Source organism: Bartonella sp. P0282, assembly GCF_048452985.1.
In the GTDB taxonomy this organism is placed as follows: Bacteria; Pseudomonadota; Alphaproteobacteria; order Rhizobiales; family Rhizobiaceae; genus Bartonella; species Bartonella choladocola.
Map to the genome: position 1 here is coordinate 349,605 of NZ_WTFO01000001.1, position 15,554 is coordinate 365,158.

Sequence of the window (15,554 nt, forward strand, 5' to 3'; positions counted from 1 at the left end):
AACGGAAAAACCGGATAGCATTTATAGCCTTCAAGACCAAAATGATCGCCGTTTAAAATCTGTCACAGCCGCAACGTTAGCCTTATTACTCTATTTTTTCGCGGGTGCGCCGCCCCTTGTTTATTTGTTTACAGAATTTTCGTTTTTCCCGCTCGACCAATTTTTAAAGCATGACAAGCAAATTTATCTATTCAGAACCGGCGGGGTAAAAAATTCTGTCCAGTGTTAAATTGTATTGATAGAAAAATACCTCGCATTGCGATAACGTGATGGTAATTACATGTATTAACGGTTTGAGACGGAAAAATTTCTTGATATGAAAATGTCGATTCAAATCTTTCCGTAACTCCGAGGAGGGCGATTTTAATGGATGATTTAACGACCGACGCTGCCGATGTTGCTGAAAGACAGGCTGCGCTGCTTTCTGCAGCTTTGCCTTATATGCAGAAATACGAGAACAAGACAGTTGTGGTCAAATATGGCGGTCATGCTATGGGAGACCCCGAACTGGGTCGTGCTTTTGCCCGCGATATTGCGCTCCTCAAACAATCCGGTATCAACCCGATCGTGGTTCATGGCGGCGGCCCGCAAATTGCAAAACTCCTTGGAAAAATGGGAATTGAATCGAAGTTTGAAGGTGGACTTCGTGTAACCGACGCCAAAACTGTCGAAGTCGTCGAAATGGTTCTGGCCGGTTCGATCAACAAAGAAATTGTTGCAATGATTAATGCCGAAGGCGAATGGGCTATCGGCCTTTGCGGCAAAGATGGCAATATGGTTTTTGCCGAAAAAGCCCAGAAAAAGGTGATCGATCCCGATTCTAATATTGAGCGTATTCTTGATTTGGGTTTTGTCGGCGAACCGGTGGAAGTTGATCGCACACTTCTTGATCTGCTTGCCCGCTCCGAGATGATACCGGTCATTGCGCCGGTTGCACCGGGTAGGGATGGCAATACTTACAACATCAATGCCGATGTTTTTGCCGGTGCAATTGCCGGTGCACTAAAAGCCAAGCGTCTGTTGTTCCTGACGGATGTGCCCGGTGTTCTCGACAAAAACGGTGTTCTTTATAAAGAATTGACAGTCAAACAATGTGAAACGCTTATTCATGACGGCACTATATCGGGCGGCATGATACCGAAAGTTGAAACCTGCATACAGGCGATTGATCGTGGTGTTGAAGGCGTTGTTATTCTGAATGGCAAAACGGCCCATTCTGTTTTGCTTGAACTTTTCACCGAACGCGGCGCGGGTACGTTGATTGTGCCATGATGAACGAACAAGCGGTTTCACGGCTAAAAGCCATCAATGTCTGGGTGTTTGATCTGGATGATACGCTTTACCCGCGTAATAGCGGGCTTTGGGCACAGATCGACAAACGTATCAGTGCCTATGTCAAAAAACAGTTGGAACTTGACGATGATGAAGAGGTCAAAAAATTTCGCCAATATTTCAGGCAAACTTATGGCGGCGCTCTACGTGGAATGATCGAAGAATATTTCGTCGATGTAAAAGACTATTTGAGAGATGTTCATAATATCGACTATTCGCCGTTAAAAAAAGATCCGCAGCTTGCCGAAGATATTAAAAGTTTGCCCGGACGAAAATTCATTTTCACAAACGGCGACCGTGCTCACGCTGGCCGTGTTCTGGCACATCGTGGCTTGGAAAACTGTTTTGACGGCATTTATGATGTGACATTTACCGATTTTCTGCCCAAGCCTTACCGGCAAGCCTATCACAGATTTTTAGGACATTTTTCGATCGATCCGGAAAAAACTGCAATGTTTGAAGACAATCTTGCCAATCTTTCAACCTGTAAAGAACTTGGCATGACGACAATTCTCGTTGGTCATAACGAGGATAAAGAAATTCCGGCTTTCGTCGATTTTGAAGCTGTTGAACTGGAAACTTTTCTCCATGATCTGGTAGGTCGCCTCAATGGGGCCTGCTGAATGACCAGAGACGGAACGAAGTCGATCTTTCTTCTGACGAGGCAAGAACTTGCCCTGATCGGCATTACCTTCCTTTGGGGAACGACTTTTCTGATCGTCCAGCTCGCCATGCGTTCAAGCGGGCCGCTGTTTTTCGTCGGATTCCGTTTCATTCTTGCCGGCCTATTTGCCAGTGCCATTTTTTGGCGCAGCCTCAAAAACTTGACAATTCACGAGTTTTTCGCCGGTATCGTTATCGGTTTGCCGATATGTCTCGGCTACGGCTTGCAAACAGCCGGATTAAAGACAATTGCAAGCAGTCAGTCGGCGTTTATTACCGCTGTTTATGTGCCTTTGGTCCCTTTGTTACAATGGGCGATTTTGCGCAAAAAACCGGGGCTCACGAGTTTTATCGGCATTGCTTTTGCTTTTATCGGTCTGCTTCTCGTATCCGGTCAGGGATTTCAAGGTTTGGCCTTTTCAAAAGGCGAATTTTTTACTCTTTTATCGGCATTTGCAATTGCTTCGGAAATTGTTCTTATCAGTCTTTTTGCGGGGCGGGTCGATAGTCGGCGTGTTACTGTTGTGCAGCTTTTTATTGCCGGTATTTTTTCTTTTGCTGCAATGCCGTTCAATGGCGAAACTGTTCCTTCATTTTCATGGGGTTGGGTTTTGGCCGGTTCAGGTCTGGCTGCAATGAGTGCGCTGATACAGCTTACGATGAACTGGGCACAAAAATCGGTCTCGCCGACACGCGCCACCATCATCTACACTGGCGAGCCGATATGGGCCGGCCTGATGGGGCGAATCGCAGGCGAGCGTTTACCCCAATCGGCACTATTTGGTGCGCTGTTGATTATTATCGGCATTCTGGTTTCCGAGTTGAAACCGAAAAAGCCGGAAAATGCCGCAGCCATAGATAAAGCAGGCTGAAAGCATAAAGGCCGGTTTTTCAAAAACTACCTATATAGCGATAAGACTACCCGTATAGTGAGAATGATCTGCTTATAATTGACTGTGTTATTTGCTCGTAACGGATTATTTGAAATGTGTGTAGCGTCGGGATTTCAAAATTGAACCGACTCTTTTGTTGGCATTGTTTTATGAGCATTGTCGCAGCAAAATGCCCCATAATGACGGGAAGTCACAAAGTCATATTGTGTTTTATCGTTTTCCCGAAATGAAAAACAGCGACAATATTCGAGGTAAAATTCGGGCGACGATTGGAACCACTTCTGTGGAAAGAAAAAGATTTCCATGAACAAGCTTTTTAACGTTCATTTCGGCTTTGCGTTTCTTTGCGTTCCTTGCTAAATCGCATTTCATGACAATAGATCGCGACCATATACGGAATTTTTCCATCGTGGCTCATATCGACCACGGAAAATCAACTTTGGCTGACCGGCTCATCCAGATGACAGGCGGTCTTGCCCAACGTGAAATGAAAGAACAGGTGCTCGATTCCATGGATATCGAGCGCGAACGCGGCATCACCATCAAAGCGCAAACGGTGCGGCTCCATTACAAAGCAAAAAATGGTGAAACCTACATTCTGAATCTGATCGACACACCGGGTCATGTCGACTTTGCTTATGAAGTTTCACGCTCTCTAGCGGCCTGTGAAGGGTCGCTTCTGGTTGTCGATGCGTCTCAAGGTGTGGAAGCACAAACGCTTGCCAATGTCTATCAGGCAATCGACAATAATCATGAACTGGTCGTTGTCCTCAACAAGGTTGATTTGCCCGCCGCCGAACCGGAACGCGTCAAAGAACAGATAGAAGAAGTTATCGGCATAGATGCCAGTGATGCGATTGAAATTTCTGCCAAGACCGGTATGGGAGTCGATCAGGTTCTGGAAGCGATTGTTCATAAATTGCCTGCACCGCGGGAGGGCGATCGCAATAAACCGCTGAAAGCAATGCTGGTCGATAGCTGGTATGATGCCTATCTCGGTGTCATTGTTCTTGTGCGTGTTATCGACGGCGTTTTGAAAAAAGGCCAGACAATCCGCATGATGGGAACCGATGCAAAATATCCGGTCGAGCGTGTTGGTGTCTTTACCCCTAAAATGGCTACGATTGAAGATTTGGGGCCGGGCGAATTGGGTTTTATCACCGCCTCTATCAAGGAAGTGGCCGATACCCGCGTTGGCGATACCATTACCGAAGATCATCGCCCGTGTGACCATGCTTTGCCGGGCTTCAAACCTGCCCAGCCGGTGGTTTTCTGTGGCCTGTTTCCGGTTGATGCCGACGACTTTGCCGATCTTCGAGCGGCGATGGGGAAACTGCGCTTGAATGACGCAAGTTTTTCTTTTGAAATGGAAACGTCCGCAGCTTTGGGTTTCGGTTTCCGGTGCGGTTTTTTAGGGCTTTTGCATCTTGAAATCATTGAAGAAAGGCTCGAACGCGAGTTCAATCTCGACCTTATTGCTACGGCTCCTTCTGTTGTCTACCGCATCAATATGACCGATGGATCAGTCAAAGAGCTGCATAATCCGGCCGACATGCCCGACATTGTGAAGATTGCTTCTATTGAAGAGCCGTGGATACGCGCCACGATTATGTCGCCGGATGAATATCTCGGCGCAATTTTAAAACTTTGTCAGGATCGTCGCGGGGTGCAGGTTGACCTTTCCTATGTCGGCACTCGTGCGATGGTTACCTATGATTTACCGCTAAACGAGGTGGTTTTCGATTTTTATGACCGTCTGAAGTCGATCTCGAAAGGCTATGCATCCTTCGATTATCATGTAACGGACTATCGAGAAGGTGATCTCGTCAAAATGTCCATTCTTGTGAATGGAGAGCCGGTGGATGCACTTTCTGTTCTCGTGCACCGTTCTGCCGCTGAAAAACGTGGCCGGTCAATGTGTGAAAAATTGAAGGAACTCATTCCTCAACACATGTTCCAGATCCCGATACAGGCCGCCATTGGTGGCAAGATTATCGCTCGCGAGAATATCCGCGCTTTGCGTAAAGATGTGACAGCCAAATGTTATGGTGGCGATGTCAGCCGCAAGCGTAAGCTTCTCGAAAAGCAGAAAGAAGGCAAAAAGCGTATGCGCCAATTCGGTAAGGTTGAAATACCGCAAGAGGCGTTTATTCAAGCTTTGAAAATGAACGATTAATTGCCGTTTTATGGAATATGACCGTAATAGCCGTTTGTGAGCATTGAACGTTAAACTGCAATGCATGGGGCTGGTTACGTTGAATATCAATTTAAGATCATTAAAAATGATCTGCGTGATTTCAGGTTGAAAAATATTCCGTCTTTTTTGAACACATCGGGTTGAACACATCGGGTTGAACACACCGGAAATTTCGTCAAAGCTGAACTTGATTTGAAAATCTGGCAAAAAAACTGCCGGAAAACTTCCGGAAAGAAAACATGCCGGAAAAATGCCGGAAAAATCATTGCAATGGAAAACAATTGACAGACTAATCAACTGCCGCAGTGGAAGGACGTTTTGAATTTGCTAGTGCCAGACTATCCGCTACCATCAGACCTTGAAAAGGAACGTTTGAAAAACGGTTCTTATAAAAAACCACAAAAAGCAACTGATTCGCATTCGAGAGCAAATTAATCGATTTAATTATCAATTTTCCCCGTTTTTGGATCTTCAAACCGGTTGAATCCAAAATAATGCAATCTACACTGCACGTGGAATAAAGGCTTCAATCATAAGATGCTGCGACGAGGGTTATTTCTCGCATTTTATCGCGTTTGGGTGTTGACGCAAAATAATAAGCCGGTTAATAATTTGCCCCATAAATTTCAAAAAAGGTTTTGATATTCGGACCTTAGGGGGCTGATAACCAGTTGGGTTATGTCATTCTTATGACCATGACCCGGCGCAGCAGAGTTACACCCCCGCATACTCTGCTGCACTTATTTGCCTGTAAAAAAACAGGTGCTTGAAATGGAAAACAGGTGAAGAGGCATTATGCTTTTTCACCTGTTTTTTGTTTTGTTTGATTGCGTAGATCGGTATGATTAAATCAACAAAATTTGAACGACTTCGATCAACAATTTAACAGAAACCGGTTTTGACCGGTTTCACTGATGGTTCAGAAAAACAGATTCCGGAGAACCGGTTTTTTAATCGCGCAACAATTCGTTGACAGATGTTTTTGAGCGGGTTTTTTCGTCGACCCGTTTGACAATGACGGCGCAATAAAGATTGGGGCCAGCCTCGCCATTTGGAAGTGGTTTTCCCGGCATGGTTCCTGCAACAACAACGGAATAGGGCGGTACTTCGCCATAGAAAATTTCACCGGTTGCGCGGTCGACAATTTTTGTCGATTTGCCGATGAAAACGCCCATACCGAGCACGGCTCCCTCACGGACAATACAACCTTCTACAACTTCCGAACGCGCACCGATAAAGCAATTGTCCTCGATGATTGTGGGACCTGCCTGCAACGGCTCCAGAACGCCGCCAATTCCGGCTCCGCCAGAAAGGTGGACGTGTTTACCCACTTGCGCGCAAGAGCCGACAGTAGCCCATGTATCGACCATTGTGCCTTCACCGACATAAGCCCCGATATTGACGAATGACGGCATCAAAACGACGCTTGGAGCAATATAGGCAGACCGTCGTACAATAGCGTTCGGAACCGCGCGGAAACCGGCATTTTCAAAATTGTCGGCGTTCCAGCCGTCGAATTTCGATGGAACTTTATCCCACCACGAAGATTGATCGGGACCACCGGAAATCAGTCCCATGGCATTGAGCCGGAAAGATAACAGAACCGCTTTTTTGAGCCATTGGTGAACTTTCCAGTTGCCGTTATTTTCACGTTCGGCGACGCGCAGTTTTCCCTTGTCGAGAAGGTCGAGCACATGGTCGACCGCCTCGCGTATTTCTCCCTTTGTCAGGATGTTGACTTTTTCGCGTTCATCAAACGCCTTTTCAATGATGGATTCCAGTTGGGACAGATTGGTCATGGCATTAGGTCTCCGTTAAGTAAGTCGAAAGCATCAGCATTTATTCTCTTCGGCCTAATGCAAGAAACAATTGTGGTCAATGAAAAGGAAGATCCTGAATGGCTAATGGCGAAAAAAACGGTTGGACACCTTTTCGGCACTCGAAAGAGGATGCCCGTAAAGTTCATGAAGTTCCCGATACGGCCCAAACGCGTTCACCAGCTTATCGCCTTGCCTATGTCGATGAAGATTTCATGATGCGGCGCGAATTGCGTGCTGTAAGAATCGGTCTGGAACTGATGAAACCGGAAGTCGGCTTTGTCGAACATGGTATCAAATCGACCGTTGTTCTGTTTGGCGGAGCCCGTATTCCCGAACCCGGTAAAGAAGCCAGATCGGCAAAAAATCCCGAACAAAAGCAAAATCTTGAAAAAGCCTCCCGTTATTATGACGAGGCGCGCAGATTCGCACAACTTTGCTCGCTTTATTCGGCCTCTACCGGCCATCATGAATTTGTCATTATTACCGGCGGTGGTCCCGGTGTGATGGAAGCCGGTAACCGTGGCGCGGACGATGTCGGCGCTCCCAGTATCGGGCTTAATATTGTTTTACCCCATGAACAGGCACCGAATGCTTATGTAACACCTGCCCTCTGTTTTGATTTCCATTATTTTGCGATGCGCAAGATGCATTTTTTGATGCGCGCCAAGGTGATTGCTATTTTTCCGGGTGGATTCGGCACTCTTGACGAATTGTTTGAAGCGTTAACGCTTATTCAGACGGGTCGAATGAAACGTGTTCCCATATTGATGTTCGGGCGTGAATTCTGGAAAAATGTGCTGAATGTGAAATATCTTGCCGAACAGGGAACAATTTCGCCCGATGACGCGAAATTGATAACTTACGTCGAAAGTGCCGACGAGGGTTGGGACATTATCCGTCAGTTTTACGATTTGAAATAGACCGGTTTTTCAAAACAACGATGGCAAATGAATAGCAATGGCGAACAAATCCGGTTCTATCCGGTTTTTGTTTCATCCGAAAACGTGCCATTTGCATTTTCTGTGAGTGGAACAATTGGCAGCGGCGTTTGTCATCATCACGCCGATCGTGACAATTGATGAGCCTGTGCACTTTGCCGGTTTCAAAAGCGGGGCAAATGGGGGGAAAAGGGGCAAAGGAGCAAAGGAGGGAGATTTTTCCGCCGGATTTTCCCGCTGATAGCCCGCAATTTCAAGCAAAGCCACAATGTCAAAGCCGGTTAAAAGCCAGAAATTTTGTCCGGTTCGGCATCTTTGACGGTATTCGAGCCTAGCGGCCGGTATTTTTGCCGGATCTCCCGCGAAATGTCGGAAGAAGATGAAATGGTGGAAAAAGAACAAGTCATATCCGCCGAACCGGCAAAATAAGAGCCGCATAACCGGCAGAAAAGTTCAGCAAATTTTATGTAGTTTATGCGCCTATCAAGCGGCGGCGATGATGGTTTTTGTTGGCGGGCAAAGGTGCTTGAACCTATTTTTTTGAATGCCTCGGCACCGGTTTTAAAGTGAAAACCGAAACGGGATTTGTCAGGCCAGACGGAATTGGCCGGAATGGTTTTGTTGAACCATGTGAAGGTGGATTAAAAAAGGCGGGTTAAACCCGCCTCGTTTTTTTAAAAAACTGCAATTATTTTCTCGGTGTACCGTCGTCGGATTCACCTTTTTCGTCGTCCTGAATCACAGTTTTATCCAACGGCGAATCTTTCTTTTCACCGGGAACATAGCTGTCTTCGCGCGAACCATCACCATCGTGACGACCGGCTTTGCCACCGTGATCGTGATGGACATTGCCTTCCGGTGCTTTTGCCTTTTGACCTTCTACATAGCTATCTTCTACCGAACCGTCACCTGAAGCATTACGGGCTTCGGCGGCCAATACCATTGATCCTGCTGCCAATAGGCCAGCCAAAGAGACTGCGAGAATCTTTTTCATTTTAATTTCTCCTGTTTTTGAAGCGTTGATGCTCCATGTCATCACACACTGCTTTTGTTAAAACTCTTTATTTTAGAACCATCAATAAAGAAATGTTCCAAACAGTGCTTTATTCAAGTCACGAAATTGCACGAGGACATTTGCTTTGTGACGCGGTCATAGAAACATAATCGGATTTTATTTGCAAATACAGAACGTTGTTTTTTATCTTGATAAGCTTTGAAAGCAGGATTGGACACGATTATGAACAGCTTTACCGGCTTTTTTGAAAATTTGTGAGCGCCAAAGAAACAATAGTTTTGCCGGAAAAATGCATGATAAATGCCGTTCAATTGCATGAAAAACCTCTAAAAAACCGCTTTATCAAATGAATCTTTTCAACATCTCTTGCACGTCTACAGGGGTGCCCTTATATACGCCTCAACGAGGTTCGTTATGGTTGCCGATTTTTGAGTGGCCATTACGGGCTTTTCATATGATAAGGAGCTGTCTGACAGGAATGCTCGCTAGAGGTCCCGACAGCTTGCTGAATGGAGAGTAGAAATGGCAAAAGTAATCGGTATTGACTTAGGTACGACAAACTCTTGCGTAGCCGTCATGGATGGCAAAAACGCGAAAGTTATCGAAAATTCGGAAGGTGCCCGTACCACACCTTCTATTGTAGCATTTGCAGAGGGTGGCGAACGTCTTGTTGGACAGCCGGCGAAGCGTCAGGCTGTAACCAATCCTGAAGGCACTATTTTTGCGGTCAAGCGTTTGATTGGCCGTCGTTTTGACGACCCGATGGTTACCAAGGACAAAGAACTTGTTCCTTATAAAATCGTCAAAGGGGAAAATGGTGATGCCTGGGTTGAAGTAGAAGGCAAGAAATATTCACCTTCCCAGGTTTCTGCAATGGTCTTGCAGAAAATGAAAGAAACGGCTGAGTCCTATTTGGGCGAAAAAGTCGAGCAGGCGGTTATTACAGTTCCTGCCTATTTTAATGATGCCCAGCGTCAGGCAACCAAGGATGCCGGTAAGATTGCCGGTCTTGATGTTTTGCGTATCATCAACGAGCCTACGGCTGCTGCCTTGGCTTATGGCCTTGACAAGAAAGACGGTAAGACAATTGCTGTTTATGACTTGGGCGGCGGTACATTCGATATTTCGGTTCTCGAAATCGGTGATGGCGTTTTTGAAGTTAAATCGACCAATGGTGATACATTCCTTGGTGGTGAAGACTTTGATATGCGTCTGGTCACCTATCTTGCCGAAGAATTTGAAAAAGAAAACGGCATTGATCTGAGAAAAGACAAATTGGCTTTGCAGCGTTTGAAAGAAGCGTCCGAAAAAGCCAAGATCGAATTGTCTTCTTCGCAACAAACAGAAATCAATTTGCCGTTCATTACTGCTGACGCAACCGGTCCTAAACACCTGACCATGAAATTGACCCGTGCAAAATTCGAGTCATTGGTCGAAGATCTGGTTCAACGCACAATCAACCCGTGTAAGGCTGCATTGAAAGATGCCGGTTTGAGCGCTGGTGATATTGACGAAGTCGTGCTCGTTGGCGGTATGACCCGTATGCCGAAGATTCAGGAAATTGTAAAAACCTTCTTTGGCAAGGATCCGCATAAAGGCGTCAACCCGGATGAAGTTGTTGCCATGGGTGCTGCTATTCAGGGTGGCGTTTTGCAGGGCGATGTCAAAGATGTTCTGTTGCTTGATGTTACACCGCTATCTTTGGGTATCGAAACATTGGGTGGCGTGTTCACACGCTTGATCGAACGTAATACGACAATTCCGACCAAGAAGTCGCAAACCTTCTCGACTGCGGAAGACAATCAGAATGCTGTAACCATTCGTGTTTTCCAGGGTGAACGTGAAATGGCGGCTGATAACAAGTTGCTTGCCCAGTTTGACCTTGTCGGTATTCCGCCCGCACCGCGTGGTGTTCCTCAAATCGAAGTTACATTCGATATTGATGCCAACGGTATTGTCAGTGTTTCGGCAAAAGATAAAGGCACAGGAAAAGAACACCAGATCCGCATTCAGGCTTCTGGCGGTTTGAGCGATGCCGATATCGACAAGATGGTCAAGGATGCCGAAGCTCATGCTGCCGATGACAAGAAGCGTCGTGAAGGCGTTGAAGCCAAGAATCAGGCAGAGGCTCTTGTTCATACAACCGAGAAATCGCTTGCCGATTATGGTGACAAAGTCTCGGCTGAAGACAAGTCCGCAATTGAAGCTGCAATGGCTGATGTCAAGAAAGCTATCGAATCGGATGATGTTGATAGTCTTCCTGAGAAAACCAAGAAATTGTCCGAAGTCAGCATGAAGCTGGGCGAGGCAATGTATGCTGCTTCAAAAGCACAGGCTGAAGCCGACGCTGCTCACGATGCGGCAAAAGAAGAACATAAGGACGATGATGTTGTCGATGCGGATTTTGAAGAGGTCGACGATAACGATAAGAACAATAAGAAATAATTGCTCTTATGTCTCTGTAAATTGAAAAAAGCCCGACCTTTTAATCAAAAGGGCGGGCTTTGTTATGGAACAACCAATCCGTTCGCAATGGAAAACCGGAACTATAATCTGTTTCAAAGAACCAATGACAACAGCCTGAGCGGAAACAAATACGGCAAATGTCGTCTCATCAGTGAACGGCAGAAGAACTGCAGGAATAAGTGATGAAAATTGACTATTATGAAACATTGGGCGTTTCACGGGAATGCGATGAAAAAACGCTCAAATCTGCTTTTCGTAAACTTGCCATGCGTTACCACCCCGACAGGAATCCGGGCGACAAAGAGGCGGAACAGAAATTCAAAGAAATCGGCGAAGCCTACGAGGTTTTAAAAGATCCGCAAAAGCGTGCCGCATATGACCGTTTTGGCCATGCCGCTTTTGAAAATGGTGGTGGCGGTGGTGGAAATCCGTTCGGACGCGGCGGGTTTGCTGCCGGTGGTTTTTCCGATATTTTTGAAGACTTCTTCGGCGAGATGATGGGCGGTGCACGGCGCAAACGCGCTGACGGGCGCGAACGTGGTGCCGATCTCAGCTACAATATGGAAGTTACTCTGGAAGAGGCTTATCACGGTAAAACCGCACAAATCAGAGTGCCGGGCTCGATCACCTGTGATCTTTGTTCGGGAACGGGAGCCAAGAAAGGTTCAAAACCGCAACCTTGTGCAACCTGTGGCGGAACAGGAAGGGTTCGTAGCGCTCAAGGTTTCTTCTCGATTGAAAGAACCTGCCCGACATGTCAGGGGCGTGGCGAAACGATCAAGGATCCTTGCCCGAAATGTCATGGACAGGGGCGCATAGAAGAAGAGCGTACATTGACTGTCAATATTCCGGCAGGGATTGAAGATGGAACACGCATTCGCCTTGCAGGAGAAGGAGATGCCGGAAGCCATGGCGGACCGGCTGGCGATCTTTACATTTTCCTGTCTATTAAACCGCATGAATTCTTCCAGCGTGACGGAGCCGATCTTTACTGCCGTGTGCCTATTTCCATGACAACAGCCGCACTCGGAGGCGAGTTTGAAGTTTCCACACTTGATGGCATGAAAACACGTGTCAAAGTACCGGAAGGTACGCAAAATGGCCGGCAATTCCGCTTGAAAGGCAAAGGTATGCCGGTTTTGCGCCAACAGACAACCGGCGATCTTTATATTCAGGTGGCAATTGAAACGCCGCAAAAATTGAGTAAAAGGCAGCGCGAGTTGCTGGAAGAGTTCGACAAATTGTCAGTCGATGAAAATTCGCCGCAGTCACACGGATTTTTTGCCCGTATGAAAGAATTTTTTGAAGGCATTGGCGGCAATAACGCCGATAACAGCAAAAACTAACAAATTCTCCATAGAAACGTCATGTTATGCATGGCCTTTTATGCATGACCTTTTTGGAAAAGAAGAAAGGCGGAAACATAGTTCGCCCTTTCGGGCTTGTGTTCTGTTATTTGATTATTTGTTCCGCCTTTTTGATTATGGGCGCGAGTTTCATTTCCAATAAAAACCGGATATTGAACATAGGGCAATGCCGTTATTTATTCATTGCTGTTATCGGCAAAGAAAAATTCCAGAAATTTTTCATATATTTCTGTGAGCTGTTCAAGATCGTTAATGGAAACACACTCGTCGATCATATGCATGGTTTGCCCGACAAGCCCGAACTCTACAACAGGGCAATAATCTTTGATAAATCTTGCGTCGGATGTTCCGCCAGAGGTTGATAATTCCGGAGTACGACCTGTCACAGCTTCAATAGCGGCACTCAAACGACTGACCAGCCGTTCGTTTTTTGTCAAAAATACACCACCCGGACTTACCATCCAGTCAAGCCGGTAACTTGCCGAAGATGCATTGCCATGCTGCAATTTCACTTTAGCCAAACGGTTTTCAATTTCCTGTTTTAGCGTGTCGATATTCCAATTGTCATTATACCGGATGTTGAAGCGGATCGTGCTTTGTGCCGGAATAACATTGGTTGTCGGATTGCCGGTATCAATCGCGGTAATTTCAAGATTACTTGGTTGAAAATGACTTGAACCTTCATCAAGGGGTGTATTTTTCAGGGCTTCACACAGCTTGATCGTCAAATAAAGTGGATTGGCAGCACGGTCAGGATAAGCAACATGCCCTTGCTTTCCTTGCACTGTGATAACCCCTGAAAGCGAACCGCGTCGACCCACTTTAATCATATCACCTAAATGGTTCGGGTTTGTCGGTTCGCCAACAATTGTTGCGTCCCACGTTTCGCCCTTGTCGGCTGCCCATTTCAAAAGCTTTATCGTGCCATTAATACCGGGGCCTTCTTCGTCATTTGTTATCAACAGGCTGAGCGAGCCTTCAAGCGGATTTTTTTCCAAATAACGGGCAACCGCTGCAATAAAACAGGCAATTCCGCCTTTCATATCAACAGCGCCACGGCCGTAAAGTTTATCGTCTTTTACCGCACCTTCAAATGGCGGAAAGTTCCACGCTTTTTCGTCACCAACCGGTACAACATCGGTATGACCGGCAAAAGCAAGATGCGGCCCGTTCTTGCCGACACGCGCATAAAGATTTTCAATATCGGGTGTGTTTTTATCTGTAAAAATGGGTCGTTCAACAGAAAAACCAAGGCTTTTTGCCCATGTTTGAACTTGCGTTAATACACCGTTTTCATGCGGCGTAACAGATGGACAACGGATAAGTGCCTGCGCCAAAGCTACAGGATCCTTGAGTGTCATCATTGCTATTGTCCTTTGTTTCAAACAGTATCTACAATTATTATTCACCAATTTGATGATAATTAAGAAAATATATTGTTAATATTTTTATCCGGCTGCTAAAGAAATTGCGTGCCCGAATTTCGTCGATCGGGTTAAATTGGTGGGGAAATTATCAAGGGATAACTATTATGGCCGGATTGGTAGATACTCCTGACAATGATAAGGGGAATGTTGCCCTTACACCTGTCGGTAGTAAAACGAAATTGATTGTCGGAGCAGGTGTCGGCAATTTTCTCGAAATGTTCGATTTTACGGTTTATAGTTTTTTTGCCGCTATTATCGGACACGTCTTTTTCAATTCTGAAGATAAGCTGATTTCATTGCTGATATCGGTATCGGTTTTCGGTGTAGGCTTTGTCATGCGTCCATTAGGCAGTATTATTATCGGTGCCTATGCCGATCGCCATGGGCGTAAAGCCGCAATGTTACTGACAATTGTATTGATGGCCATTGGCAGTGCCTTGATAGGATTTGCACCACCTTATGAAGCAATCGGTATTTTTGCACCACTGTTGATTGTTTTGGGGCGTCTCTGTCAAGGATTTTCAGCCGGTGGAGAAGTTGGCGCGGCAACAACGCTTCTTATGGAATCGGCCGAACGTAACAAGCGCGGATTTTTCGTGAGCTGGCAGTTTTTCGGACAAGGCTTGAGTACTTTATCCGGTTCACTACTTGCCGCCTTATTAATGGGGTGTCTTTCCACGGAAGCCATGGAAAGCTGGGGTTGGCGCGTACCGTTTATCTTTTCACTCCTTATTATTCCTGTCGGGCTTTATATCCGCGCCCATATCAAGGAAACATATAAGGCACCAACTGCTGAAGCACACACAATACATCCGTTCAAAGAGCTTATCAGCCAACATACAAAACAGACGATACTCGGTATTCTTATGGTTTTCCCGTCAACCGTCATGATGTATATTTTGGTGTTTTTTATGCCGAATTATCTGAAAACGGTCACGGAAATCGGAAACTCGCAATCGTTCCTTGTATCGAGTTATGCAAGTGTCATTGTTATCGTTGTAACTGTTTTTGCAGGCTTTTTTTGCGACCGGTTGGAACGGCGTAAAGGCGCGGCTGTCACAGTTCTGGCGGTCACCTTTATCTCGTCCTATTTTGCATTCCACTTTGTGCAAAATATGCATGTTTTTCTTGCCTTTTACACCGTGTCAATGATTTGTATGGGGTTGATGCTAACTTTATCGGTTCTTTTCATTATAGAAGCATTCGAGAAGAGAATTCGCGCAACTGCAACGGCGGTTATCTATGCTTTTGGTGTTTCAATTTTTGGTGGTACAGCACAGATGATTGTAACATTTCTTCTTAAAATATCCGACCGCAATATTATGGCGCCATTCTGGTATCTTGGCGTTGCTATCGTCGTTGGTATGGCGGCATATCTGGCTTTCGATGAAAAGCGCCACGAGATTTAAAGAATGAGATTTAATGATAGAAAACAG

General features: G+C 46.0%; 12 protein-coding genes. 9 read left to right on the forward strand and 3 right to left on the reverse strand.

Annotated features, from left to right (window positions below; genetic code table 11):
• Positions 1–366: 366 nt before the first annotated feature.
• From argB to lepA, 4 genes are all read left to right on the forward strand, one after another.
• Positions 367–1,272, forward strand: a complete 906-nt coding sequence (gene argB, locus GQS64_RS01645) for an acetylglutamate kinase (RefSeq protein WP_077990283.1) — start codon at positions 367–369, stop codon at positions 1,270–1,272.
• Positions 1,269–1,955, forward strand: a complete 687-nt coding sequence (locus GQS64_RS01650) for a pyrimidine 5'-nucleotidase (protein ID WP_198230428.1) — start codon at positions 1,269–1,271, stop codon at positions 1,953–1,955. Before argB ends, GQS64_RS01650 begins: the two co-directional genes overlap by 4 nt.
• Positions 1,956–2,867 (forward strand): DMT family transporter, encoded by a 912-nt coding sequence (locus GQS64_RS01655; protein WP_198230429.1) that lies wholly within the window; start codon positions 1,956–1,958, stop codon positions 2,865–2,867.
• Positions 2,868–3,258: 391 nt separating this feature from the next.
• Positions 3,259–5,064 (forward strand): translation elongation factor 4, encoded by a 1,806-nt coding sequence (gene lepA / locus GQS64_RS01660; protein WP_077990286.1) that lies wholly within the window; start codon positions 3,259–3,261, stop codon positions 5,062–5,064.
• A 971-nt stretch (positions 5,065–6,035) separates the two neighbouring features.
• Here lepA and dapD read toward each other — a convergent pair.
• A complete protein-coding gene (gene dapD / locus GQS64_RS01665) occupies positions 6,036–6,884 on the reverse strand; it encodes a 2,3,4,5-tetrahydropyridine-2,6-dicarboxylate N-succinyltransferase (protein WP_077990289.1) in 849 nt (282 codons plus the stop codon).
• Between the two features lie 98 nt (positions 6,885–6,982).
• On the opposite strand from dapD, the gene GQS64_RS01670 reads away from it, so the two are divergent.
• Both GQS64_RS01670 and GQS64_RS01675 read left to right on the forward strand, forming a co-directional pair.
• Positions 6,983–7,825 carry an LOG family protein gene (locus tag GQS64_RS01670; RefSeq protein ID WP_077990290.1) on the forward strand — a complete coding sequence of 281 codons (843 nt, stop codon included), beginning with the start codon at positions 6,983–6,985 and terminating at the stop codon, positions 7,823–7,825.
• Positions 7,826–7,852: 27 nt separating this feature from the next.
• Positions 7,853–7,984 (forward strand): hypothetical protein, encoded by a 132-nt coding sequence (locus tag GQS64_RS01675; RefSeq protein ID WP_256435134.1) that lies wholly within the window; start codon positions 7,853–7,855, stop codon positions 7,982–7,984.
• Between the two features lie 547 nt (positions 7,985–8,531).
• On the opposite strand, the gene GQS64_RS01680 is transcribed toward GQS64_RS01675, so the two are convergent.
• A complete protein-coding gene (locus tag GQS64_RS01680; protein ID WP_077990292.1) occupies positions 8,532–8,837 on the reverse strand; it encodes a hypothetical protein in 306 nt (101 codons plus the stop codon).
• Between the two features lie 543 nt (positions 8,838–9,380).
• Here GQS64_RS01680 and dnaK point away from each other — a divergent pair.
• Positions 9,381–11,303 (forward strand): molecular chaperone DnaK, encoded by a 1,923-nt coding sequence (dnaK, locus tag GQS64_RS01685; RefSeq protein WP_198230430.1) that lies wholly within the window; start codon positions 9,381–9,383, stop codon positions 11,301–11,303.
• A gap of 203 nt (positions 11,304–11,506) precedes the next feature.
• On the forward strand, positions 11,507–12,670 hold the full coding sequence (dnaJ, locus tag GQS64_RS01690; RefSeq protein WP_077990294.1) for a molecular chaperone DnaJ: 1,164 nt from the start codon (positions 11,507–11,509) through the stop codon (positions 12,668–12,670).
• A gap of 197 nt (positions 12,671–12,867) precedes the next feature.
• Here the strand turns inward: dnaJ and dapE are convergent, their stop codons facing one another.
• Positions 12,868–14,055, reverse strand: coding sequence for a succinyl-diaminopimelate desuccinylase (dapE, locus tag GQS64_RS01695; RefSeq protein WP_198230431.1), 1,188 nt, complete (start codon positions 14,053–14,055; stop codon positions 12,868–12,870).
• Between the two features lie 167 nt (positions 14,056–14,222).
• Here dapE and GQS64_RS01700 point away from each other — a divergent pair, with 167 nt between their 5' ends.
• The gene (locus GQS64_RS01700; protein WP_198230432.1) at positions 14,223–15,527 is read left to right on the forward strand and encodes an MFS transporter; all 1,305 of its coding nucleotides are present in this window, start codon (positions 14,223–14,225) and stop codon (positions 15,525–15,527) included.
• Positions 15,528–15,554: the final 27 nt, after the last annotated feature.

Coding starts and splice junctions, on each gene's coding strand:
- dnaK (WP_198230430.1), top strand. CDS start 9,381: ATGGCAAAAGTAATCGGTATTGACTTAGGTACGACAAACTCTTGCGTA.
- GQS64_RS01680 (WP_077990292.1), bottom strand. CDS start 8,837: ATGAAAAAGATTCTCGCAGTCTCTTTGGCTGGCCTATTGGCAGCAGGA.
- dapE (WP_198230431.1), bottom strand. CDS start 14,055: ATGATGACACTCAAGGATCCTGTAGCTTTGGCGCAGGCACTTATCCGT.
- dapD (WP_077990289.1), bottom strand. CDS start 6,884: ATGACCAATCTGTCCCAACTGGAATCCATCATTGAAAAGGCGTTTGAT.
- GQS64_RS01700 (WP_198230432.1), top strand. CDS start 14,223: ATGGCCGGATTGGTAGATACTCCTGACAATGATAAGGGGAATGTTGCC.
- argB (WP_077990283.1), top strand. CDS start 367: ATGGATGATTTAACGACCGACGCTGCCGATGTTGCTGAAAGACAGGCT.
- lepA (WP_077990286.1), top strand. CDS start 3,259: ATGACAATAGATCGCGACCATATACGGAATTTTTCCATCGTGGCTCAT.
- GQS64_RS01655 (WP_198230429.1), top strand. CDS start 1,956: ATGACCAGAGACGGAACGAAGTCGATCTTTCTTCTGACGAGGCAAGAA.
- GQS64_RS01670 (WP_077990290.1), top strand. CDS start 6,983: ATGGCTAATGGCGAAAAAAACGGTTGGACACCTTTTCGGCACTCGAAA.
- GQS64_RS01675 (WP_256435134.1), top strand. CDS start 7,853: ATGAATAGCAATGGCGAACAAATCCGGTTCTATCCGGTTTTTGTTTCA.
- GQS64_RS01650 (WP_198230428.1), top strand. CDS start 1,269: ATGATGAACGAACAAGCGGTTTCACGGCTAAAAGCCATCAATGTCTGG.
- dnaJ (WP_077990294.1), top strand. CDS start 11,507: ATGAAAATTGACTATTATGAAACATTGGGCGTTTCACGGGAATGCGAT.